Annotated in this window: 23 protein-coding genes; 5 read left to right on the top strand and 18 right to left on the bottom strand. The window is 47.1% G+C overall.

Features of this window, described 5'->3' with window-relative positions:
* Positions 1 to 117: 117 nt before the first annotated feature.
* The 6 genes from fabI to ASD40_RS11770 form a co-directional block, all read right to left on the bottom strand.
* Positions 118 to 888 (bottom strand): enoyl-ACP reductase FabI, encoded by a 771-nt coding sequence (gene fabI / locus ASD40_RS11800; RefSeq protein WP_029194483.1) that lies wholly within the window; start codon positions 886 to 888, stop codon positions 118 to 120.
* A gap of 100 nt (positions 889 to 988) precedes the next feature.
* The gene (uvsE, locus tag ASD40_RS11795) at positions 989 to 1978 is read right to left on the bottom strand and encodes a UV DNA damage repair endonuclease UvsE (protein ID WP_057303484.1); all 990 of its coding nucleotides are present in this window, start codon (positions 1976 to 1978) and stop codon (positions 989 to 991) included.
* A 141-nt stretch (positions 1979 to 2119) separates the two neighbouring features.
* Positions 2120 to 2437, bottom strand: coding sequence for a hypothetical protein (locus tag ASD40_RS11790; RefSeq protein ID WP_057303483.1), 318 nt, complete (start codon positions 2435 to 2437; stop codon positions 2120 to 2122).
* Positions 2438 to 3377: 940 nt separating this feature from the next.
* A complete protein-coding gene (locus ASD40_RS11780; protein WP_057303481.1) occupies positions 3378 to 3695 on the bottom strand; it encodes a hypothetical protein in 318 nt (105 codons plus the stop codon).
* Positions 3696 to 3701: 6 nt separating this feature from the next.
* On the bottom strand, positions 3702 to 4850 hold the full coding sequence (locus tag ASD40_RS11775; RefSeq protein WP_057303480.1) for a D-alanine--D-alanine ligase: 1149 nt from the start codon (positions 4848 to 4850) through the stop codon (positions 3702 to 3704).
* A 39-nt stretch (positions 4851 to 4889) separates the two neighbouring features.
* Entirely contained in the window at positions 4890 to 5909 is a 1020-nt protein-coding gene (locus tag ASD40_RS11770) for an amidase domain-containing protein (RefSeq protein WP_057303479.1), read from the bottom strand.
* A 195-nt stretch (positions 5910 to 6104) separates the two neighbouring features.
* Here ASD40_RS11770 and acnA point away from each other — a divergent pair, with 195 nt between their 5' ends.
* Complete coding sequence (gene acnA / locus ASD40_RS11765) at positions 6105 to 8822, top strand: aconitate hydratase AcnA (protein WP_057303478.1); 2718 nt, start codon at positions 6105 to 6107, stop codon at positions 8820 to 8822.
* 231 nt (positions 8823 to 9053) lie between these two features.
* A complete protein-coding gene (sleB, locus tag ASD40_RS11760; protein WP_057303477.1) occupies positions 9054 to 9710 on the top strand; it encodes a spore cortex-lytic enzyme in 657 nt (218 codons plus the stop codon).
* A gap of 135 nt (positions 9711 to 9845) precedes the next feature.
* Here the strand turns inward: sleB and ASD40_RS11755 are convergent, their stop codons facing one another.
* Positions 9846 to 10751: a cation diffusion facilitator family transporter gene (locus ASD40_RS11755; protein WP_057303476.1), complete on the bottom strand. Its 906-nt coding sequence runs from the start codon at positions 10749 to 10751 to the stop codon at positions 9846 to 9848.
* 126 nt (positions 10752 to 10877) lie between these two features.
* A complete protein-coding gene (locus ASD40_RS11750) occupies positions 10878 to 11621 on the bottom strand; it encodes an IclR family transcriptional regulator (protein WP_057303475.1) in 744 nt (247 codons plus the stop codon).
* 358 nt (positions 11622 to 11979) lie between these two features.
* Between ASD40_RS11750 and ASD40_RS11745 the strand changes: the two genes are divergently transcribed.
* Complete coding sequence (locus ASD40_RS11745) at positions 11980 to 12999, top strand: alpha/beta hydrolase (protein ID WP_057303474.1); 1020 nt, start codon at positions 11980 to 11982, stop codon at positions 12997 to 12999.
* Positions 13000 to 13206: 207 nt separating this feature from the next.
* Here ASD40_RS11745 and ASD40_RS11740 read toward each other — a convergent pair whose 3' ends face one another.
* The 10 genes from ASD40_RS11740 to ASD40_RS11695 form a co-directional block, all read right to left on the bottom strand.
* Entirely contained in the window at positions 13207 to 14526 is a 1320-nt protein-coding gene (locus ASD40_RS11740) for a deoxyguanosinetriphosphate triphosphohydrolase family protein (RefSeq protein ID WP_057303473.1), read from the bottom strand.
* Positions 14527 to 15030: 504 nt separating this feature from the next.
* The gene (gene folE / locus ASD40_RS11735) at positions 15031 to 15618 is read right to left on the bottom strand and encodes a GTP cyclohydrolase I FolE (RefSeq protein ID WP_056833970.1); all 588 of its coding nucleotides are present in this window, start codon (positions 15616 to 15618) and stop codon (positions 15031 to 15033) included.
* A gap of 29 nt (positions 15619 to 15647) precedes the next feature.
* On the bottom strand, positions 15648 to 16226 hold the full coding sequence (locus ASD40_RS11730) for a TetR/AcrR family transcriptional regulator (RefSeq protein WP_057303472.1): 579 nt from the start codon (positions 16224 to 16226) through the stop codon (positions 15648 to 15650).
* 123 nt (positions 16227 to 16349) lie between these two features.
* Complete coding sequence (locus ASD40_RS11725; RefSeq protein ID WP_036632513.1) at positions 16350 to 16559, bottom strand: YneF family protein; 210 nt, start codon at positions 16557 to 16559, stop codon at positions 16350 to 16352.
* Positions 16560 to 16649: 90 nt separating this feature from the next.
* Positions 16650 to 17681, bottom strand: coding sequence for an HD-GYP domain-containing protein (locus tag ASD40_RS11720; RefSeq protein WP_057303471.1), 1032 nt, complete (start codon positions 17679 to 17681; stop codon positions 16650 to 16652).
* A 17-nt stretch (positions 17682 to 17698) separates the two neighbouring features.
* Positions 17699 to 18253: a methylated-DNA--[protein]-cysteine S-methyltransferase gene (locus ASD40_RS11715; RefSeq protein WP_057303470.1), complete on the bottom strand. Its 555-nt coding sequence runs from the start codon at positions 18251 to 18253 to the stop codon at positions 17699 to 17701.
* On the bottom strand, positions 18250 to 19434 hold the full coding sequence (queG, locus tag ASD40_RS11710; protein ID WP_414858741.1) for a tRNA epoxyqueuosine(34) reductase QueG: 1185 nt from the start codon (positions 19432 to 19434) through the stop codon (positions 18250 to 18252). Before queG ends, ASD40_RS11715 begins: the two co-directional genes overlap by 4 nt.
* Before the next feature lie 47 nt (positions 19435 to 19481).
* The gene (gene lepB / locus ASD40_RS11705; RefSeq protein ID WP_057303468.1) at positions 19482 to 20081 is read right to left on the bottom strand and encodes a signal peptidase I; all 600 of its coding nucleotides are present in this window, start codon (positions 20079 to 20081) and stop codon (positions 19482 to 19484) included.
* On the bottom strand, positions 20082 to 20636 hold the full coding sequence (locus ASD40_RS11700) for a DUF402 domain-containing protein (protein ID WP_057303467.1): 555 nt from the start codon (positions 20634 to 20636) through the stop codon (positions 20082 to 20084).
* Between the two features lie 141 nt (positions 20637 to 20777).
* A complete protein-coding gene (locus ASD40_RS11695; RefSeq protein ID WP_057303466.1) occupies positions 20778 to 21209 on the bottom strand; it encodes a GNAT family N-acetyltransferase in 432 nt (143 codons plus the stop codon).
* Between the two features lie 281 nt (positions 21210 to 21490).
* Here ASD40_RS11695 and ASD40_RS11690 point away from each other — a divergent pair, with 281 nt between their 5' ends.
* On the top strand, positions 21491 to 21697 hold the full coding sequence (locus ASD40_RS11690) for a hypothetical protein (protein WP_057303465.1): 207 nt from the start codon (positions 21491 to 21493) through the stop codon (positions 21695 to 21697).
* 84 nt (positions 21698 to 21781) lie between these two features.
* Complete coding sequence (locus ASD40_RS11685) at positions 21782 to 22393, top strand: superoxide dismutase (RefSeq protein WP_029194504.1); 612 nt, start codon at positions 21782 to 21784, stop codon at positions 22391 to 22393.
* Positions 22394 to 22708 lie beyond the last annotated feature (315 nt).

Raw genomic sequence — 22708 nt, 5'->3', positions numbered from 1 at the left:
GTGCGTTTCATCCCAAAATATTCGTATAATTTTACATTTTAACTAGAATCAGCCTGTTTTTTGCGTAAAAAAACCGTATCACCCATAAGGCAATACGGAATTTCTTAGTATGCGGGTTTAAATGCCAACGATATGATATCCACCGTCTACATAGATAACTTCACCCGTGATACCGCGGGAAAGGTTACTCATCAAGAACATTGCTGTGTCGCCGACTTCGGCTGTATCCGTTGTTTTGCGCAGCGGTGCTTTCTCTTCCACTTGGCGCAGGATGGAGTTAAAGTCTTTGATGCCTTTGGCAGCCAAGGTACGAATCGGGCCAGCGGAGATCCCGTTGACGCGAATGCCGAATTGACCGAGATCATTTGCCAGGTAGCGCACGCTTGCTTCCAGCGCTGCTTTGGCAACGCCCATGACGTTGTAGTTCTTCATCGCGCGCTCAGCGCCGAGGTAAGTCATCGTCATGATGCTGCCGCCCTCTGTCATCAGCGGGTAAATCCGTTTTGATACCGCTACAAGGGAGTATGCGCTGATGTCATGCGCTAATGCGAAACCATCACGCGATGTGTCAACGAATAGCCCGTCCAGCTCTTCGGTTTTAGCAAAAGCAATACTATGTACAAGGCCGTGCAGCACACCGAACTTCTCTTTAAGTGTGGATGCAAGTGTTTCGATCTCAGCATCTACAGTTACATTGCAAGGCATCAAGGTTGAGCCTGGAATCGTGTCTGCGAGCTTGCGAACGCGTTCTTCAACACGCTCATTTTCAAACGTAAAAACAAGATTAGCTCCCTGTGCCGCTAAGGATTGAGCAATAGCCCAAGCGATGCTGCGGTCGTTGGCAACACCCATTACAAGTATATTTTTTCCGGTTAACAATTGACTCATGGTATTAAGAAGCCCCTCTCACAATGGATTGTGCGTCGTTCATTCCCACTCTCCAAAGTACCCCATTTTGTCCAACAATTCAAGAATTAAATCTGAATGCCTATAGCTGGATGGAGGCTTGATCGAGAACCTTGACTCCCTCTTGCATCTTGAGGTCTTCCATGAGGCGAAATAACGCTTCATCCTTCATCTTCGCTTCAATCATGATATCGAGATTTGGCGTGGCCGGCGCAATAGCACGTAGGAATGCGAAGAGAGGCCCTACTTCCACGTAGTCAGCATGACTTCTTAGATCCGTTTCACTTTTTGGACTTGAAACATGGATTTTCGGCGGGAGTAAGTTTACGGTCTGTTCCGACTGCTCACTCTCCTGTCTAGACCACGTTTGTCGGATCCGCGGCCAGAGATCTGCCGCATCCTCCCCGTTGTTGTTGACCGCATGATGATGAATATCCAGCACCATAGGCGCTCCCACCTTTTCTGCAATCTCAAGTGTCTCTTGCGCAGTAAAGGTTTTATCATCATTCTCAAGGGTGATCCGCCTCTGAATGTCAAGGCGCAGCGCGGAAAAATTCTGAATAAATCGCTTAGCTGCTTTCTCTTTATCGCCGTAAGAACCACCTACATGAATATTGCACATGGCTTCCATACCCAGTCCCATCGCGTTAAGCATAGCCGTATGCCGCTCTAGATCCTCCACTGATTTCTGCAGCACATCTTCCTTTGGCGTACTCAGGACGGTGAAATGATCCGGATGAAAGCTTACGCGCATGCCAGACTGCTTAGCGTAGCTGCCAAGTTCTTGGAATTCAGCAGAAAGCGTGGTAATTGGGTCCCAGTCACCTAACAATTCATGTCCAATGAGGGGGATCAGCCTGGAGGAAAAGCGAAATACCATGATGTCATGCGCACGGTTGTGCCTGAGCAATCTAAGCGTATTATGCAAATTTTCGGCGCCAAGCCGCTCTAGCTTCCGAATGGCCGCATCTCGATCCAGAAGCTTGCTGAAGTTCGTGACTGTCATCGTTTTGGAAGGGGAAGCGTTCTTGACTACCGTCGACATAGCCACATACCCAAGGCGAATAATCATTTAAAGGTTAACCTCCAAGAAGAGTATGCAAGGATAAACGGCTTACATCGTCCTATTGAACGAATGCATTGTTATAATTGATGCAAAAATTCCTTTCATAGGGTACCCTCTGGAGGAGCAGCACATACACAACTCACCTAATTAGGATGAGATGGATGCTATGATTTTGAAGCTGATAAAAGACGAAATCGCCAATGGCAGCAGGCTTAACGCTAACATACCGAACTTGGTGCCTCGATCTTCTTTTCGCAAACACATATAATTTCCGATAAACCAAACCAACAAGTAGACGCAAAGTACCCCCGCAGCCATATACCGAGCCTGCATCGTTGGAGGCGACATAAAGCCATAAAACCCAAAGATCAAATAAATAAGTACATATGGAGTTGGTATACCTAAGCCAATATTGAAAAGCCAATAGGCAATAAACTTCCTGTCCGTCAAGAACGTTTGTCTCATCCTTTTCACACTCCAATCTGAATATCTACTAAGTACATTGTAGTTCTTCAAACTAGTTAGAATAAGTACTAAGTTCTTGTAGTACCTATGGAGAGAGCGACTTTTGACGTGGAGGTACTTTACCCCTAACGCTTATATTAGTGATGAAATACATCCCTAGAGAGTGGCGAACGGACTATATATCTGCACGACCTCATCGTGTAAGCATGTTTTTCATCGCTATGAAGGTGCTTTTCCACCTCGTGCATACGTTAATGATGAAAATCATCCTTATGGAGCCGAAAACGGACCATTTGAGCTGCAAGCTCATCATATAAGCATGTTTTTCATCGTAAGGAGTTACTTTTCCGCTTCGCGCATACGGTAGTGATGAAAATCATCCTTATGGAGCCGAAAACGGACCATTTCAGCTGCAAGCTCATCATATAAGCATGTTTTTCATCGTTATGGAAGCACTTTTCTTTCCCCACGCATACGTTAGTGATGAAAATCATCCTTATGGAGCCGAAAACGGACCATTTCAGCTGCAAGCTAATCATATAAGCATGTTTTTCATCGTTATGGAGTTACTTCTCCACTTCGTGCATACGTTAGTGATGAAAATCATCCTTATGGAGCCGAAAATGGACCATTTCAGCTGCAAGCTCATCATATAAGCATGTTTTTCATCGTTAAGGAGTTACTTTTCCACCTCGTGCATACGTTAATGATGAAAATCATCCTTACAGAGCGGAAAATGGACTATTTCGGCTGAGACTCAACCATGTAGGCATGTTTTTCATCGCTATGGAGGTACTTTTCCACCCCGTGCAAACTTTAGTGATGAAAAACATCATTACAGAATGTAAAACGAACTATTTCGGAACTGCAAGATTGCTCCAACAGTGAAATAGCTGCAAAAAAGACACCGTCCCTATCGGACGATGTCTTCTAATTAAAGCTATGCTTGCTCACCGAAAAACATCTCATAAGCAAGTGAGGTTTGAATCCGTGACTCTTCTTCCGTCAGACGGCGAATGAGCTCCATCTCCACTTGCGTCACTTCATCTCCTTGGAAATTGATTTCCGCGATAGAGGCAACGATTCGGACAATGGCAATCGCCTGATTCTCCGGCGTGTAAGCAATGACCTTCTGACCGGTTGGGAAGACGCGGAAGCCGCTCTTCACCATTTTGCCGCGGCCGTACTCTAGAAGCTCATAAAGCTCCTGCGCGGACTTAAACTTGCAGACTGAATTGAACTCCGTTTGAAATCCCATTTGCATCTACTCCACATCAAAAGAATATTGGATACTCTGCTTCGCTGTATGCCGTTCGATAGCTAGACGAATAAGATCATCGAGAAGTTCTGTGTATGGTTTACCGGTTTCTTTCCATAGCAGTGGGTACATGCTGAATGGTGTAAAGCCCGGCATCGTATTGATTTCATTGATATAGATCTTCTGATCGATTTTGCCTAAGAAAAAATCAACACGCGATAAGCCGCTGCCGTCCACAGCCAGGAATGCTTGAAGCGCCAGCTGTCGGATCTGCTCGGACGTTTCTTCTGGGATGTCTGCAGGAATAACCATCGCTGATTTGCCATCCATATATTTCGCTTTATAATCGTAAAATTCGTTCGAGGACACGATTTCACCAGCAACCGAAGCAATTGGTTCATCATTGCCCAGAACGGCGACTTCAATCTCGCGGGCGTCGATATTCTCTTCAATAATGACTTTGCGATCATATTGGAAAGCAAAATTGACCGCTTTAATTAATTCTTCTTGATTTCTTGCTTTGGAAATACCGACACTGGAGCCTAGATTAGCCGGCTTCACGAAGCATGGATATCCGATAGCCGTTTCGAGCTCGATCAGGTGATATGCACGGTTCTTTTCCCACTCGGTACGTGTGAAATGACGGAAAATACACTGCGGAAGCCCTTCTTGTGCGAAAACCTTCTTCATCATGACTTTATCCATCCCGACAGCTGATGCAAGCACGCCTGCACCTACATATGGAATGTTCGCCATTTCAAGTAATCCTTGAATGGTCCCATCTTCGCCGAATGTGCCATGTAAAAGTGGGAAAATAACATCTAAGCCTGTGTCCTTCATACCAGCTGTATTCGTTGCAGCTATAGCCACATCACCTTTTGTCTGAATGGACCCGAATATGGGGGCCAAAGCATTGGAAACAGGTGCGGCTGCAGCGGTAACTCCACTGCTAAATGTCAGTACTTCCTTGGATTCAGCCGGACCTAGTAGGGGGGCACCGCTTCTCCATTCGCCTTTTTTGGATATATAAAACGGTGTAATCTCATATTTATTGAAGTCCAAAGCTTTCATAACCGCCAATGCTGTTTGCAGGGACACGTCATGCTCTCCGGATTTCCCCCCATAAATTAGTCCAATTCGTATTTTGCGGCTCATTACGTACCTCCGTCTAGTATTTGCATTTCCTCTTCCTATTTACATCTGATCAGCGACCCGAAAGAAAACGTACTTCGTCCTCTCTGTCCAAGCAGGTGAATCCTTATAAGCCCAATAGCGATTACGGCTATTATATGTATGCGCATTGACCAGCGGCATCCCGTTAGCATCTTTGCCTATCACAATCGTATTGTGCTGAAAGCGGCCATCGCCATCCCAGTCGTAGCTAATTGTATCTCCCGGTTGAAGCTCGCTCGGATCATTGATCGCATGCCCTTGCAGACCTCTGCGGCTATGGGAGAGGAATGTTTGCAGGCTATTGGCAACAGCCCAACTATAGCTCCAAAGCTCTTGATTGCCTTTTTTGCCAGCATACCACCAGCCCAAATCCCTTTTCCCAGTATAGTCCATTGGAGCCCCGCCTGCAAAGAGGCATTGCGATACAAAATTCGTACAGTCGACTTCAAATTCCTCGTATTTCGGATTCGGGGTTTGCCACCAAGTTTCTGCATACTGGACCACTTTGGCACGATTATAAATGATTTTGCGGGGAGCTGATTCCTGAGCACCGCTGTTGAGTATACTATGATTAATATAAGGTAGTGAGGGCGCTCTGCGAAGCCCATCCACAAAACCTTCATGATCAGGCAAAAAGACGCCTCGCTGTTTGCTCGGAAGCGACTTTTCTCCATGGAGAGTTTCTGTGTATCGGACCTGCCAGCGGTTCGCCGCGCTATCAATGAACACACGTTCAGGTTCAATACGTTCCTCTAGGTGTTCGATGGAACCAATCCGATAGTTTAGAAACCGATGTAAATGGATATCCGCGATAATCACTTGTGGCGATTCTTTGACACCAGTAAGACGCAGCTTTGTTTCTCCACGCAGCAATTTCGCATCACGGTCGCGATAACTGTTCAGGAGCCTACGCACCTTGACATCCTGTTTCCGTACAAAAGCGCTGTCTGAGACATAAGCTTCCAAATGTGCAGCAGAGCCTTCGATCTCTGCCTGGTTCTTAGCATGAACGTAGTTATAGAGCGCTGTTTTCCAGGACATCTTGGTATCCTCCTTAGGACGAGCCCGAATTGCTTTGAATTGATTCAATATATGACATTTTGACGGTAAAAATGATTGAAATTAATCTTTACTCATACACAGCGAAACGCTATACTTGATGTAGAGGGATTAATGAAATTGAGTTTCACTAGATGAAACCAATGGATGATCAATATTATTGAGGAGGAATTACCCATGTCCAATAAGGACTCTTTTTCTGTGCGTAAGCAGTTAACTGTGGGAACGAAATCGTTCCAGTATTACAGTCTTCCTGACTTCGAAAATCAAGGCCACGGAACCGTTAGCAATCTGCCTGTCTCCATTCGCGTTCTGCTCGAAGCCGCTATTCGTCAATTCGACGGTCGCGCTATTACAAGTGAACACGTTAAACAAATCGCTGGTTGGGCTGAAGGCCGCGATGAAAACAAAGAAATTCCTTTCATTCCTGCTCGTATCGTTCTTCAGGATTTCACAGGCGTTCCCGTCGTTGTTGACCTTGCGGCAATGCGTGCGACGATGGCTCGTGAAGGCGGAGATCCTAAACGGATCAACCCACTCGTTCCTGTAGACCTTGTTATTGACCACTCTGTTATGGTCGATGCTTTCGGATCTCCGGAAGCACTAGACTACAACATTAACCTAGAGTTCGAAAGAAACGAAGAGCGTTACCGTTTCCTGCGTTGGGCACAAACGGCATTCGATAACTTCCGTGCTGTTCCACCTTCAACAGGTATCGTTCACCAAGTTAACTTGGAGTACCTAGCTTCCGTAGCAGCTACAAAAACGATCGATGGTGAAACGGTTGTTTACCCAGACTCCCTCGTAGGTACAGATTCCCACACGACAATGATCAACGGACTTGGTGTTGTAGGCTGGGGCGTAGGCGGTATTGAAGCTGAGGCTGGTATGCTTGGACAACCGCTTTACTTCGTAGCTCCAGACGTTGTTGGTTTCAAATTGACAGGTCACCTGGCAGAAGGCGCTACCGCAACTGATTTGGCTCTGACTGTTACACAAATTTTGCGTAAAAAAGGCGTTGTTGGTAAATTCGTTGAGTTCTTCGGTCCTGGTCTAAGCAACATTTCCTTGGCTGACCGTGCAACAGTAGCGAACATGGCTCCGGAGTACGGCGCAACAATCGGTTTCTTCCCAGTCGACAACGAAACGTTGAACTACCTGAGAAGTACAGGTCGTGACGCAGATCAAATCGCACTCGTAGAAGCTTACTACAAAGCACAAGGTATGTTCCGTACAGACAGCACACCAGATCCTCAGTTCACTGATGTAATTGAACTTGATCTTGGCGCAGTAGTACCAAGCTTGGCTGGTCCTAAACGTCCGCAAGACCGTGTTGAGCTTACGAACATGAAGGAGTCTTTCAACTCCATCATCCGTACACCTATCGACAAAGGCGGCTATGGCCTTACCGATGAGAAAATCGAAGAAGTCGTTGATGTTGTTTATCCAAACGGCGAAACTGCCAAAATGGGCACAGGTTCAGTTGTCATCGCGGCAATCACTTCCTGTACAAACACATCGAACCCGAGCGTTATGCTAGGTGCCGGACTTGTGGCGAAAAAAGCGGTAGCTCGCGGTTTGAGAAAACCAGCTTTCGTTAAGAGCTCATTGACACCAGGTTCCCTGGTTGTTACCGAGTACTTGATTAAAGCAGGCTTGCTTGAGCCTCTAGAAGCACTTGGCTTCCACGTTGCAGGCTACGGCTGCGCAACTTGTATCGGTAACTCCGGTCCGCTTCCAGAAGAAGTAAGCAAAGCCATCATCGACAACGATATGACTGTGGCTGCCGTTATTTCCGGTAACCGTAACTTTGAAGGCCGCGTACATGCTCAAGTGAAAGCAAACTACTTGGGATCACCTCCGCTTGTTGTTGCCTATGCACTTGCAGGAACAGTGAACATTGATTTGGCTAACGATCCAATCGGCTACGACCATAGCAATCAACCTGTCTACCTCAAAGACATTTGGCCTACAAACCAAGAGATTCAAGAAGCTCTTGGGATTGCAATGAGTGCTGACATGTTCCGTGATAAATACAGCAACGTATTCCGTGCGAATGAGCGTTTCAACCAAATCGCAATTCCGGAAGGCGATCTTTACGAGTTCGACAACAATTCCACTTACATTCAAGAGCCTCCGTTCTTCACAGATCTGGGCACGGTTCTGGATGATATCGCAGATATTCGCAATGCCAAAACATTAGCACTCTTGGAAGATTCCGTTACAACGGACCATATCTCCCCTGCCGGTAACATCAAAGTTGACAGCCCTGGAGGCCAATACCTGATTAACCATGGTGTGAAAAAAGAAGACTTCAACTCCTACGGTTCCCGTCGTGGTAACCACGAAGTCATGATGCGCGGAACGTTCGCGAACATCCGTATTCGTAACCAAGTGGCACCAGGAACAGAAGGCGGCGTAACAACTTACCTGCCAACTGGCGAAGTTGAATCCATCTATGATGCTTCCATGAAGTATCAAGCTGAAGGCCAAAACCTCGTAGTTATCGCGGGTAAAGAGTACGGAACTGGAAGCTCCCGTGACTGGGCAGCAAAAGGTACTTTCCTACTCGGCGTCAAAGCCGTTATCGCGGAAAGCTTCGAGCGTATTCACCGCAGTAACCTTGTTGGTATGGGTGTTCTTCCACTTCAATTCCTTGAAGGAAATGGTTGGAAAACACTAGGTATCACAGGTCGTGAAACATTCGATATCACTGGTTTGAGCAACGATGTACAACCAGGTTCCACTGTAAAAGTAACAGCTACTCGTGAAGATGGTACAACTTTCGAGTTCAATGTACTTGTGCGTCTGGACAGCATGGTTGACGTAGATTACTACCGTAATGGCGGTATCCTGCAAACCGTTCTTCGTCAAATCATTTCTGAGAAAAACTAATACAGCAAAACACACACAAAACGCATTACACACAGCAAAAGTCCGGGATTGCCTTACATGGCGGTCTCGGACTTTTATTTTTTATAAAAAGACCAAATCAACAATTTTTGAGCTATATTTACAAACTAAATTCCCTTAGAGCGCCAAGCGTTTGGAGTACATTTCCAAATACTGCGGGTTGAGCCTCCCCTCCTCGGCACCTATACTGATAGGACGAAAGGGGAGATGAAGATGAAGTTGATAAAAAAACTCGTCCTTGTCGTGCTGTTAGCTTCAATGGGTCTAGGTTTTACTGTAAGTGAATGGAGCCTGCCGGCTTCTGCAGCAACGACATTGAAGCAAGGCAGTCAAAACGGTGATGTCTGGGACGCTCAGTTCCGACTCGAGACTTTAGGCTACTACCAGCAATCTGTGGATGGCAAATATGGTCCGATTACGGCCGCTGCTGTTCGCAATTTTCAATATAATTATGGTCTAACCGTTGACGGCATGATTGGAGCGAAAACATGGGAGGCTTTACGTAACTATTCGGTGAATCAAGCTGAATTGGATATGTTGGCGAAGGTGATTTACAGCGAGGCTCGCGGTGAGTCCTATGAGGGACAAGTTGCCGTTGGGGCCGTTGTCATGAATCGTCTACAATCGAGTAAGTTCCCGAGTTCCATCCAAGGCATTATCTTTGAACCTGGGGCTTTTACAGCCGTTAGTGACGGCCAATATTGGCTGAAGCCGGATTCGACGGCCTACATGGCAGCACAGGATGCTGTCCGGGGCTTAGACCCTACCAAGGGTGCCTTGTATTATTTTAATCCTAAAACTGCGACGAGCAAATGGATCTGGTCACGTCCGCAGACTGTGCGGATTGGGCATCATATTTTTGCTAGGTAATCAAAGAATAAAGATATAAGAAAAGCAAACACCTCTACCGAAGCCGCTCCATGGTGAGCAACCTCGCGTAGAGGTGTTTTTACATAGATGTAGGAAAGCGAATTGGCGGCAGAGGAGTTTAGTCATTAGTTAAGATCAGTCGCCGCTTGATTCAGCAGACTCATCGTACCAAGGATTCAAATGAACCAGCACCTCATCCACATCACTATGCGCTTCCTTGATCTTTTTCTTAATAAGGCGGCTAATGTCATGGCCTTCTTGTATGGTTAGTTTACCCGATACAGCCAATCTGGCGTCAACTAATATGTAATGGCCGTGCTCGCGGGCGCGCAGGCGGTCAATCCGTTTGACCTCCGGGACAGATCGGATCAATGCTGCGTATTGTTCAATGTATGTCGTACTTACACTGCGCTCCATAAGAATGTCGAAAGATTCGCTGCCCATTTCGTAAGCCAATTTCAGCACTAAAAAAGAAACGATGATACCAGCCAAGGGGTCGCCAAAAGCCAATATGCTATAGCCGTAGTGATCCCCGATTAAGGCCAAACCTATGCCGACCGAAGCTGCAATCGAAGCATATACATCGGCTAAATGATCATACGCAGTAGCTATTAACCCCTTGCTGTTGACCCTATGGCCGATACGCTTCGTGTAAATATAAAGAATTTGCTTCCAAATTAGCGAGATGATCGCCGCAATAAATGCAATAATATGCGCCTCTCCCGCTGGCTCAAATAACGCATGAATAGAGTGGTAGCCCATATAAATGGCTGCTCCACCTAAGATGATAGCGACAATGAAGGCTCCGAGCACCTCGGCTTTGCCATGCCCGTAAGGATGATCAATATCCGCTGGTTTGGAGGAGACGCGCATCGAGCTATAAGCCGTTGCGGTCGCAATGACATCTCCCGCGTTATGGATGCCGTCGGCGATAAGCACTTGGCTTTTGAAATTGAGGCCGACGATGATTTTGATGGCGGTCAGCACGATATTACTGGCAAGACTGATCCAGATCGCCAGCATCGAGGCTGTCTTATTCATCACTTGCCACTCCCTTTCCCTCTTCTAGTATGACCTCCTAGAAGCAAAGCATCCGTCATCCTGACGACGGATGACGGTAGGGCCGCGGCTTCGCGCCAGCACGAAGCCGCATAACAAGACGATGCGCTAGCGCAGCATCGTTCCCATACGCCGCGCCGCCTCCACAATGAGCGGCGCCTGCTCTTGCATCAGCTCCAGCGTGAGCCGGTTCGCTGGGCCCGAGACCGCGAGGGCGGCAACAAGCCGGCCGCCGCGGTCCAGAACCGGTGCGGCCACAGCCGCCGCACCGGGCTCGCGCTCTTCGACGCTCGTGGCGAAGCCTGCGCGTCGAGTGTCGCTGAGCTGCTGCAGGAACGCAGTCTGATCTAGCCCGGTCGGCCAATCGGCCGAGGCTAGAAGCTGCTCCTGCAGCGCTGGCTCAGCGAAGGCGACGAGCACCTTGCTCGAGGCGCCGACGTATAAGGGCATTCGCGCCCCGACAGGGGCAACGCGGCGAATGGCGTGGTTGCTCTGTACAGCTTGGACGCGTACGCGCACCAGGCCGTCCTGCACGTACAGCGAGATCGTCTCGCCGAGTTGATCGCGCAGCCGTTCCATTTCCGGCAGCAGAATGATGCCGGGGTCTCCTTCTTTGGAGAGGTTAGCAGACAACTCCCACAGCCGATAACCAAGTCTGTATTTATCCGACGAGCCGTCACGCATGATGAATCCTTTGCCTTCTAAGGATGCCAGAAGGCGGTGCACCGTGCTTTTGTGAAGCTGGGCACGACTTGCTATTTCGGTCAGCGTCAATTCCGACGCCCCAGTGAAACAAAGCATAATATCTAAAGCGCGCTCTACAGCACGCACTGTCAGCTTGCCATCTTCCATCGCTTTACACCACTTTCATCCGTGTGAGAAAGTTTCACTATATGAAACTCAGTTATATTCAGTATACCGAAACTCGTTCAAACCGTAAAGGAGAGACTTTGTTCACAAAGCTCACTATAGAGGAGACTTTGGTATTGAGCAACGATCCCTATATTTGTTCAAATATCCGCTTTCTCATTGTTACAGGACGATTACAAAGGGCTTACAATTAGCGCAATCACATTGACTTGTAAGCGCATTCAGAATAATATTAAGTTAATAGAATACTTATCTGAATATTTAAATAATTTATTCTCCCTTTAACCTCTAACCCGCAGAAGCATAATCTCACTAATTTTAATGGAGGGAGGGTACTACGATGTCAACAACATCTCTAACCCCTGGAACTGGTTCGCTACAACCCACACTCGAGCAAGTGGTCACCCGACCGCTTTTGCGCAAAAAAAGGCTGGTTTTCACCATCCTCATTTCATTTCTAATCCTATGCACTTCTCTACTTCTTGGTTTTCACGCCTATATTGCTTGGACATTAGCTCGACCGCATATTGACCCGCTTCATTCGGATCCAATGAGGGCTGTTGGTCTTCCTTACAACGATGTAACCTTCCCAAGTCTGAATGGTTCGTCAAACCTAGACGGTTGGTTTATACCTGGTAAGTCCGACAAAACGGTAATCTTCTCCCATGGTTACGGCGGCAATCGCGAAGAACTTTGGGTTCCCATTTACAACTTGGCCCGCGAACTTCATTTGCAAAACTACAATGTTCTCATGTTCGACTATGGCTATGTGCACCCTAACAGTAAACGAATTATGACCGGCGGCATTCAAGAATCACAAGAGCTGCTTGGCGCAATCAACTATATCAAGCAGTTATCCAGCGGTCCTATCTACATTTGGGGCTTCTCAATGGGAGCAGGAACAGCACTACAGACTGCTCTTCAAAGTGGCAACGATATTTCGGGGATGATTCTGGACAGCACTTTTTTGCTTAATCCGGATACACTCTATCATAATATGAAGCAAGTCGTTAATGTGCCTAAATTTCCATCTCTACCGCTTGTACGCTTATTCTTCCCTCTGCTCAATGGCGTAAGCTTGCAAGAGGTGCCTTACAACAAAGTAACCTCAACAGCTTATCCGATGCCAATCTTCTTCATCCATGGTACCGAAGATTACAAAGCACCCTATGGCATGGTAGAGGATATGTTCAAGCAGCAAAAGGACTCCGAATCCAAGCTATGGATTATCCCAAAAGCGCAGCATGAGCTGCTGTACCGAGCAGAGCCCAAGACGTATATGCGCCGAACGATGAATTTCCTTAACGGTATCTCGTCTACTCCCTTGCAAGCTAACCTTGGTATTCCCTCCTCCCTATAAAATCGGCCCCTCGCGGGCCGATATTTTTTTGCCTATACCCTCGCGTTCCAAGCTAATTTACCAATTTTGCAGCACCTGACTGGTCTATAACCAACATCATGCAAAAAGTGCAGCAAATCATCGTTGATTCCAAATCTCTTAACATCGCGAGAATCCAATGCAAACACTATATTTTGCACCTACTCGGTTCTGCATCGTTTCAGCTAACTAATCCATCTCATAAATCGAGCCGGATTTGCTTGCGAACAATTCGGCGTAGACCTTCTCCGCGTAGGCGTCGGTCATACCGGAAATGTAATCCGCGACGAAACGCGGCCAACTCCAATTACCATTACGGCGTTCGTAGCTATCAATCCAGTCGGGAGGCATGATCCATTGCCCCTTTTCCTTGTCGATGAAGCTGTCCCACAAGCGCTCGACGATGATCTCGCTGCGTTTTTGCAGGCGCAGCACGCGGAAATCTTTGATCAGCGTGACCCACGCAAGCTTCTTGAGAATTTCCATCGTGCGCAGCAGACTCATATCCTCGGCTCCGTCTTTCACGAGCGCAACCTTTTTCCAGTCTCGGTCAGGGTCATCTATAATGTCCAGACTACTTGCGAAAGAGCTCACCCAGCGGGCTTTCATCTCTCTGCGCGTACGCGATTCTTCCCCGTTGCACTCTGAGAAAATTTGCTCCCATTGCTCCAGATAGTCCGACAGAACTTGCCTGACCATTTGCTCAATATTGACTTGCTCCCAGCCGAATTTATGCTTGTTGGGATCATTTAATATTTCCATGACCACATGACGAATCAGTCTTTGATCCTCAAAAAAGGTTGCATTCATTTGAATTTTGCCAGCACGAATACCATCTTCAATATCGTGGGTGGAGTATGCGATATCGTCGCATAAATCCATTAATTGTGCCTCTAAGGTCGAACAGCCTTCCGGCATGTTCCATTGTGAGCGCAGATCACGAATGATTTCCCACTCGGAGGCGTAGACACCCTTAAGTCGTCCTTCTTCCTCGATCAAAAATGGATACTTATTAATGCCAAGAAGCACCGCGGCTGTAAGATCCAGGCCGCTTTCACTGCCTGCTCTTTTTTCGAGAAACATCAGGATGCGGAAATTTTGGGCGTTGCCTTCATATTTTAAACCATGATCCCTCATCAGAATATGATTCAGAACCTCTTCCCCTTTATGCCCGAACGGCGGGTGACCGAAGTCGTGAGCGATCGACGCACACTCAACGACGGTAGGATCAATGATCAAGCCTGGATGCTCTCTTTTACTCAAAAAAGGATTCGTCCGTTCTAACCGCTTCGCCACTTCTCTGGCGATTTGGGCAACTTCGAGCGAATGGGTTAGACGTGTTCGATAGTAATCACCTGATCCTGCGCCGAACACCTGCGACTTCCCCTGCAGCCGTCGAAAGGTCGGAGATTGAATTAACCTCGCATAATCCCGCTCAAATTCATCCCGTTCTTCACTCAATTTAGAGGAACCGGCCTCACCTGGCCGATATTTTCGTATGTTGTTCATAAGCTTGCCTCCTCTAGTGATGTTGCCGGACGCCCGGTATAGTTCTTAGTCTCTTTGTTCAATTTGCCACTCCGTATACCTCTTCATGTTTCCTATCAGTTTATGCTAAAGCATGTACGATAGTCACTTGAGGATATTTATTATGCAAAACAACCAGCTTACGTCATCCTTAGTAGAGTCTGAGTAAAGGTTGATGCAGCGTAAATTACGCCTAAGACGTATATCTGTTTAAACATTCGCTTGCTAATCCGTGTAATGTTGTAAATTTGTTGTACGCTATACAACTTGCCTTCCTAATTCTACGCTTCTCTCAAAAACCTGAAACAAACACGGGAAAATAGTCACTTACCATTCATCAGTGGTTCCTCAACGCGGCATGGAAGTCTTATGTGGTAAAATAATACTATATCGTCTACCTCGCAACAAGTCATGCAGCGCTTCCTGAACAAAAAAAGGGATGCTGCACAAGACTATTGTCTCCATGCACATCCCTCGTACGCACTCTTATTTCAACAAAGACAGAAATTCAGCACGAAGTGTCGAGTCCGAGCGGAAAGAACCGCGAACAGCTGAGGTAATCGTTTGACTTCCGTATTTCTTCACGCCTCTGGAGCACATACACATATGTTCTCCCTCCACGACAACCATGACGCCGTGCGGCTTCAGAACATCATCTAGAATGTCGGCGATTTCTGAAGTAATCCGCTCCTGCACCTGCAGCTTACGAGTGATCACATCAACCAGACGAGCAAATTTGCTTAGTCCAGCCACTTTGCCGCTTGGTAAGTACCCTACATGCACTTTCCCGAAAAATGGCGCCATATGATGCTCGCATTGACTGTAATAGATAATATCCTTAATAATAACTAGCTCTTCGTGCTGTTCATCAAAAGTTACACCCATCACATCGCGCGGATTCGCCTCATAGCCCGAAAATATTTCTTCATACATACGAGTTACGCGAGCAGGTGTGTCTAACAAGCCTTCCCGATCTACATCTTCGCCAATCAGCCGTAAAATTTCTCGGACATGCTGTTCAATCAGCTCCCGATTCTCAGCAACTCTTGTATTTTTGTAGTCAATGGACGCCATCTTTTTATATCACTCCTCTTTCTTATCCTCTACCCCATACATACGGTCAAAACCTTGATACTGTCGCGCAGCGCTCTGGTGTCTTTGTGCGTTTTGGTGAGCAGCATCCCACCCTGCAGAAGGGAAACGATCGGGGTCGCCAGCTCCACTGGGGTTAACCCCTGCAGCAACAGCTCGCCTTGTCTCTTGCCTTCCTGCAAACAGGATTCTACCTCAGCCTCCAACTCTCTGAAAAAGCGGCTCAACGGCTTACGCAGCTCCTCAGAGCTGTCACTCAGCTCCAAGGCCAGATTACCGAAGAAGCAGCCTCTACGGCATTCATGCTCCTCACAAAAGGCCAGCATGCGTTCAAACAATGCTAGTACCCGCTGTTTCGGCGATAATTGCGCATTGCCCAAACTCGGCTCCATCACAGATTGCCGCATCTCCTGCACCTTGCGTTCAATAACTTTCAAACCCAGTTCTTCTTTACTTTTAAAATGGTAGTAAAAATTGCTCTTGCATACCCCGCTGCTCGTCAATATATCTTCCAGACCCGTTCCTTGAAAACCATGATCGTGAAATAAATCCATGGCAGCTTCCATGATGCGGTCTTTGTTGCTAGCCATCGCTTGAGCCACCTCTGAATAGTACTGGTATGTCCTACTCTCATCATGCCTTAATAGAGACTTTGAATGTAGCTCAAAGTCTCTCCTTTTGATAAGTTTCTTTGAGCTACGCTCAAAAGTGTCTTATTTCCACTTTTGGTTTTTCATCATTTGCTGCGCTTTGTTGAGCTGCTGCTTGTTCATGTTGTAGCCCATTTGCTTAGCCATTTTTTGCAGCATTTCTGGATTGTTCTGCATGGATTCCAGCTGTCTTTTTAAATAAAATACGCCGATGAAGAACCCACCGACCAAGCCAACAATTAACGTGAGAATGGGAATCAGATAACTCCACATATTTTATGCCCCCTGAATGTACAATTGGTATCAATTACTTGCCTTATCATATCATTTCTGTTGATCTTTTTACAAATGACTACCCCTTAATTACAGAACCTGTTCGATGAAAACGGTCGTATGCTTGGCCAGATCAATTTCTTTGATATCCAGCTCTTTATCCGTCGCATTTTGCTTCACGATTCGCACAATCGGACGGCTTGGCAGCCCTCTATGCTGTCCGACCACGACACCCGTTTCCCGATTGGACAAACGAACGGAAGCTCCCGTGGGGTAGATCGAGACGATTTTCAGAAACTGGATCAAGACATCGCGATCAAGCTGGGTCTCCGCTACCGCCATCATATGCTCGCAAGCCTCATGCGGAAGCATCCGACGCCCTAAGGAGACATCAAAGAGGAGATTATCGTACATATTCGCGACGGCCGTAATTTTTGCATAAATATGAATATCTTCACTCATAAGTCCTCTCGGAACTCCTTGGCCGTTAAGCGTTTCATGATGTTGGAAGGCTACATGGGCGATAAGTAGGCTGAATTCACGCTTATTCTTCAGAAGCTCGAAGCCGCGCCATGTATGGTGCTTCTTCATGTCGGGCGATTCATCATCGCAAACAAGCTCCACCTTACCCACATCATGCAGAAGCGCACCAATGGCAAGCTCCTTCAATTGGGTTCCATTGAACCCCATATTAATCCCAATGAGCACGGCCATCATACAGACATTCGTCGCATGAACGTACATCTCGTTATCCTGCGTACGAATATCGGTCAACTGTACGAGGACATCACGATTTTTCATGATCTCATCCAATAACGTATTAATCGAAATACTCATAGCTCGCGAGTTAAATTCCTTACCAGACTGGATAGCTGCGAACGTCTGACCCATTTGCTGCATAACGATACGCTTGGTTTCATCCGAAAGGATTTCCGGGATTTCTACATCCTCTAGGTTCGGGTCCTTGATGTAAATCATTGTGACTCCGATTCGGTTAAGCGTGTTAATCATAAACACCGTTAAATGCACATCTTCTGAAAGCAAAATTGCTCCATTGCTGGCAAATATCGTTCGGCCCAAAATTTGACCCGGCTCAACGGAATCCAAATGCACATATTTCATAGGATTCACTCCACGTTTTATTTATTAGATATTACCGTATTCGGACTTCGTTCCAAATCGAGCAAGAGCACTTTAATGGGGAGACCTCCACCGTAGCCAACAAGGTCGCCACTAGCGCCAATGATGCGATGACAGGGGATAATGACGGGAATTGGGTTTTTATTGTTAGCTCCACCAACCGCTCTAACTGCTTTCGGTGAGCCTATGGCTTCTGCAATATGTTTATAGGAAGCTGTCTCTCCATATGGAATAGAAAGCAGTGCTGTCCATACTTGTTTCTGAAATTCAGTTCCTTGTAAATCCAGTTCACCCTCAAAGCTTAAACGTTCTCTTCTAAAATACTGCTCCAACTGCTTCACAACCGGGTTGAGCTGTGCTGCATTCTCTTGCAGCTCATGCCTGCCGAACCAGCGGTTAGCCCATTGCTGCAGCTTCTCTCGGTTATGTTCGTAGGTGCCGAAATCGACCTTGCAGAGTCCCTGTAAGGTCGATACAAGAACTAGCGGACCTATTGGAGAGGTAACCTCCGTATAGGCAAGGACGGTCGCAGCTTGTGTCTGTTGCTGTGTCATATCTGCTCTTTCTCCCCCATATCAGCTGTAGAATGGCTTATACCGCCGAGCGCCTTCTCGATATCCTGCCTAACAGCGGGTTCCTGCTCGGCTGCTCGAGCTTTATCAAGAGCAACCGACGCTTCTTCTCCGCCAATCCGCCCTAGCGCCCATGCTGCCGTAGCCCTGATCTCAGGGCGCGGATCGGTCAGCAGCAGCTCTTCAAGGACGGGTACAGCTGATCTGTCCTTGAAATTCCCGAGCGCGATAATCGCATTGCGCTGGATCGGCTTCTTGCCTCTCCAGGACGCTGCGATGCGTCCGTACTGTTCTTTGAAATCCTTGTTCGACATGGTCAGCAAGGGGATTAATAACGGCTTGACCTTCTCGGGGTCAGGCTCGAGTTCTGGGTGGTGCATCCAGTTCATGCCCTTATTCTTCGGACAGACGATCTGGCAGGTATCACAGCCATAGAGGCGGTTGCCGATTTTGAGCTTAAACTCGTCATCGACATAGCCTTTGGTCTGTGTGATGAAGGAAATGCAGCGGCTTGAGTTCAGCTGTCCTGGTCCGACCAACGCACCTGTGGGACAAGCATCGATGCAAATCGTGCAGTCCCCGCACTGATCCATAATAGATGTATCGGATGTAAACGGTATATTCGTGATCATTTCGCCCAAATAAACCCACGATCCCCACTCGGGGGTGATGACAGCGCAGTTTTTGCCGGACCAGCCGATCCCAGCCCGCTCGGCTACGGCGCGGTCGACTAGTGCACCTGTGTCGACCATGCTCATTAGCCTCGCGTCAGGCACGCGCTGCGCGATGAAAGCCTCCAGCTTCGCGAGCCTATCGCGAAGCACGTCGTGGTAGTCGCTCCCCCACGAGGAGCGCGAAATAATCCCCCGATAAGCCCCAGGCTCGGATCGGGGAGGGTTCGGCAGTTTCGACGGGTACGCAACAGCGATAGAAATGATCGACTGCGGCGCGTCGAAGCTTAAGCTTGGATGTACCCGCTTCTCGATATCCGGCTCCTCGAAGCCGGATTCAAACCCCTTCTCCCTGTGGCGGAGAAGGATCTCTTTCAGTTCTGTGAACGGCTCCGCTGACGTGAAGCCGATTTTATCAATACCGAGGGACGGCGCGGCTTCCACGATCTCTTGTTGTAGCTTGCGCCAGTCCGCATCTGTTCCTGCTGCTATGGAAACCGCCAACCCTCTCACCTCTCTCTTCTTTCGCGTCCGTTATCTTAAAGCTTCGCGGCCATCGCGAATGGCCACAGCACATATTCGGCCCTGCCTTGGATCAGTCCGATCGGGACAGCCCCGAACCTGCGGCTGTCGCCACTTGCCGCCGCATGACGGTTATCGCCCATCACGAAGACGTGGCCTTGCCCGACGCGTGTCGGTCCAAAGTCTCCGTCCTCAATGAGCGTATCCGTATACGGCTCCTCCATCTTGTCGCCGTTGATATATAAATATCCGGCTCGGCCCTGCACCTCGTCGCCGGCAATCGCGACAATCCTTTTAACCAAGAAAGGATGTGTCACTGTAACAAACTCCTCTGACTCTTTGAGAATGACAATCTCTCCGCGTTTGGGTGCCTTCAGGTACGTAATGGCCTTATTCACGAACAACCACTCCCCCTCCTGCAAGGTGGGCTGCATCGAGTGACCTCGAACTGTGGAGAGATTGAATCCGAATTGATGTACGAGAATAACGACAAGAAGAGCTACAAGAATGGATTTCGTCCAATCCCATAGCTCATGGGTTAGGCTTCGAGCCTCATGATAGTTCTTAGGCTGAGAAGCTGCCTTATTCGATTCACTTCGTCCTACAAAGAAGCTCATTTATGCTCCTCCGTTCTTATACTTTTCCCACTGCTCGTAATAATACATAACCATATCATCTTGAAACGGCGGCTTGTCCCCGTTCACCAGCGCGAGTAAAGCTGCAAGACCTTCCTTCACCTTCGTTTCCACAAGAGAAGAATAGTGATAATTCAGTTTATGGCGTTCATATTCATCTTGATCTACGATATGCACGGAACGATCCGGCATCCGGATAACATCAAGATCGTAGTCAATATACGTCAGTACTTGCTGGGTCACATATAGTGGAGATGCGACATTGCAGTAGTATCTAACACCTGTTTCTTCTATAAGCGCAACAATATTAAACCACATTTTAGGAATAAAAAAAGATACCCCTGGAATGCGGCTAACCCACTCCTTGCCGTCAGCTTCCTGAATCTTGGTCTGGCTGTTAATAAACACCATCATTTCTTGCTGCTGATGATCGGCATGAAGAATGTGCTGCGGTACCCGCCAATTCGTCAGCCACATCCGGTGAAGATGTCCATCATGTTTGAAGCTTTTTATCACATACGGCGCGAAGTTATCCATGTCCAAAGCTCCTCTATTCATTGCTGCCGAAAAGTTCCCATATTATATAGAAAAGCATATCTGACCCCCAATTGCAATGGCGGCACAGATATGCTTCCCTCGTTCCAAATCTATTCATTTCATGGACATCCGAATGATCAGTTAAACACTGACTTTCTTCACAATGCTGAGACGATGTGCAGTACGGGAAAAGTCCGATGTGCTGTAACCAGCAGACTCGTACACAGGCAGCACCATTTCATTATGGACATCCACCGTTACCATAATTTTCTTCACGTTCCGATGAAGGAACCTTTGCTTCATTGCTTCGATCAAAGCTTTACCGATACCTTTGCGTTGATACTCTGTTGCAACTGCGATCCGATAGTAGTAGCCATTGTTGTTATCGATCGTACCGATAATCATGCCTACAACTTGCTCTTCTTCTTGAGCGATTAAAACAAGCTCTGTATCCCATGATAGCTGACGTGCAAAAGCTTCAATCGTTTCCTCATAGCAGGTTTCCGATAAAACATCCTGCAGAAGCGTCTTCACCGAAGAGGTATCACCAAGCTGAAATGAACGAACATGCATACGGTTCTCTCCCAATTCCACTTTTATTTGTTAGGAATAATTTTTTGGTAAAGTAGTAAATACGACAAAAAAGTGCGGAATCCTGCTAAAAATGTGTCAAAATTCACAAAAAACTTAGTTTTTTTCTATTTTCCTCTTGAAAGCGCTTAAATGCAAGCGTTTTCAACAAATTGTTTCAAATATTTAGTATATATATTGTCTAAAGATATGAACCTCATGTATAAAAATCGTGATTACGTCGGATTTTATAGAAGGATGTGCAAGGAATGGGAGGTGAATCTATGTCTAACAAAGATGATTCCGCGGAGTCATACCCACGAAATATACGTGATTTCCAGGAATTGAGCTCAATGAAGCCTAGTGAATGGACGGAGATCGAACTCCAATATAATCACAGAGCTATGAGTGATTTATCCCCTTGGCTCAATGAACAAGGAACCCATATTCACAGTCAAATCATCCAGGAAATTGAGCGCCGCGGCGTCTGACTTAGTAAACATACATGTTGCTTTATTATCGAAATTCCTTCATAATGAAGTTGAAACTACATAATTTTAGGAGGTATTTATACAATGGCACATCAATTACCAGCTCTTCCGTACGCGAACAACGCACTTGAGCCACACATCGATGCAAAAACGATGGAAATTCACCACGATCGTCACCATAACGCCTATGTAACCAACCTGAATGCAGCTCTGGACAAACACCCTGCTCTGCATGACAAATCCTTAAACGACCTGATCGCTGACCTGAACAGCCTTCCTGAAGATATCCGTACAGCTGTACGCAACAATGGTGGCGGACACGCGAACCACTCCCTTTTCTGGGAAACTATCGGACCAGAAGCTGGCGGAGCACCTACTGGCGCTTTAGCAGCAGCTATTGAAAGCGAGCTTGGCGGCTTTGACAAATTCAAAGCAGATTTCGCTGCAGCAGCTACAACACGTTTTGGCTCTGGCTGGGCTTTCCTAGCTGTTGACAAAGCTGGCAAATTGAAAGTATACAGCTTGCCTAACCAAGACAGCCCGATCATGGAAGGCGAAACGCCGGTCCTTGGTCTTGATGTATGGGAGCATGCTTACTACCTGAACTACCAAAACAAACGCCCTGACTACATCGCGGCTTTCTGGAACGTTGTGAACTGGAACGAAGTTGGCAAACGTTACGACGCTGCGAAGTAATATCTGCGCATAGAGAAAGCGACCCCTCGGGGTCGCTTTTTTTGTTTGCATGGTACGGAACACTATGAGCATAAGTTTGGCTATACAGAGTATGAAGTTCATAGAACAAACTGGATCTCATACACGGTGGTATCTGAATTTCATTGGACAAAATCCAATGAAACACCTATTTAGGCTTTGGATAGCCTATTTTCGTTGGAGAAAATCCAATAGAAGCCAACATTTTCCATGAATATTAGCTTTTGGAGGCAGTTCGATTGGAAAATATCCAATGGAAGATGTCATGATTAGGCCTGGATGGGAAATTCATTGGAT

This window comes from Paenibacillus sp. Root444D2, from assembly GCF_001426375.1.
In the GTDB taxonomy this organism is placed as follows: domain Bacteria; phylum Bacillota; class Bacilli; order Paenibacillales; family NBRC-103111; genus Paenibacillus_E.
This window is presented reverse-complemented; position numbering and strand designations above follow the sequence as displayed.

Bases quoted from the DNA above. Each gene is read 5' to 3' on its own strand.
- fabI (WP_029194483.1), bottom strand. From the start codon at position 888: ATGAGTCAATTGTTAACCGGAAAAAATATACTTGTAATGGGTGTTGCC.
- uvsE (WP_057303484.1), bottom strand. From the start codon at position 1,978: ATGATTATTCGCCTTGGGTATGTGGCTATGTCGACGGTAGTCAAGAAC.
- ASD40_RS11790 (WP_057303483.1), bottom strand. From the start codon at position 2,437: ATGAGACAAACGTTCTTGACGGACAGGAAGTTTATTGCCTATTGGCTT.
- ASD40_RS11780 (WP_057303481.1), bottom strand. From the start codon at position 3,695: ATGGGATTTCAAACGGAGTTCAATTCAGTCTGCAAGTTTAAGTCCGCG.
- ASD40_RS11775 (WP_057303480.1), bottom strand. From the start codon at position 4,850: ATGAGCCGCAAAATACGAATTGGACTAATTTATGGGGGGAAATCCGGA.
- ASD40_RS11770 (WP_057303479.1), bottom strand. From the start codon at position 5,909: ATGTCCTGGAAAACAGCGCTCTATAACTACGTTCATGCTAAGAACCAG.
- acnA (WP_057303478.1), top strand. From the start codon at position 6,105: ATGTCCAATAAGGACTCTTTTTCTGTGCGTAAGCAGTTAACTGTGGGA.
- sleB (WP_057303477.1), top strand. From the start codon at position 9,054: ATGAAGTTGATAAAAAAACTCGTCCTTGTCGTGCTGTTAGCTTCAATG.
- ASD40_RS11755 (WP_057303476.1), bottom strand. From the start codon at position 10,751: ATGAATAAGACAGCCTCGATGCTGGCGATCTGGATCAGTCTTGCCAGT.
- ASD40_RS11750 (WP_057303475.1), bottom strand. From the start codon at position 11,621: ATGGAAGATGGCAAGCTGACAGTGCGTGCTGTAGAGCGCGCTTTAGAT.
- ASD40_RS11745 (WP_057303474.1), top strand. From the start codon at position 11,980: ATGTCAACAACATCTCTAACCCCTGGAACTGGTTCGCTACAACCCACA.
- ASD40_RS11740 (WP_057303473.1), bottom strand. From the start codon at position 14,526: ATGAACAACATACGAAAATATCGGCCAGGTGAGGCCGGTTCCTCTAAA.
- folE (WP_056833970.1), bottom strand. From the start codon at position 15,618: ATGGCGTCCATTGACTACAAAAATACAAGAGTTGCTGAGAATCGGGAG.
- ASD40_RS11730 (WP_057303472.1), bottom strand. From the start codon at position 16,226: ATGGCTAGCAACAAAGACCGCATCATGGAAGCTGCCATGGATTTATTT.
- ASD40_RS11725 (WP_036632513.1), bottom strand. From the start codon at position 16,559: ATGTGGAGTTATCTGATTCCCATTCTCACGTTAATTGTTGGCTTGGTC.
- ASD40_RS11720 (WP_057303471.1), bottom strand. From the start codon at position 17,681: ATGAAATATGTGCATTTGGATTCCGTTGAGCCGGGTCAAATTTTGGGC.
- ASD40_RS11715 (WP_057303470.1), bottom strand. From the start codon at position 18,253: ATGACACAGCAACAGACACAAGCTGCGACCGTCCTTGCCTATACGGAG.
- lepB (WP_057303468.1), bottom strand. From the start codon at position 20,081: ATGAGCTTCTTTGTAGGACGAAGTGAATCGAATAAGGCAGCTTCTCAG.
- ASD40_RS11700 (WP_057303467.1), bottom strand. From the start codon at position 20,636: ATGGATAACTTCGCGCCGTATGTGATAAAAAGCTTCAAACATGATGGA.
- ASD40_RS11695 (WP_057303466.1), bottom strand. From the start codon at position 21,209: ATGCATGTTCGTTCATTTCAGCTTGGTGATACCTCTTCGGTGAAGACG.
- ASD40_RS11690 (WP_057303465.1), top strand. From the start codon at position 21,491: ATGTCTAACAAAGATGATTCCGCGGAGTCATACCCACGAAATATACGT.
- ASD40_RS11685 (WP_029194504.1), top strand. From the start codon at position 21,782: ATGGCACATCAATTACCAGCTCTTCCGTACGCGAACAACGCACTTGAG.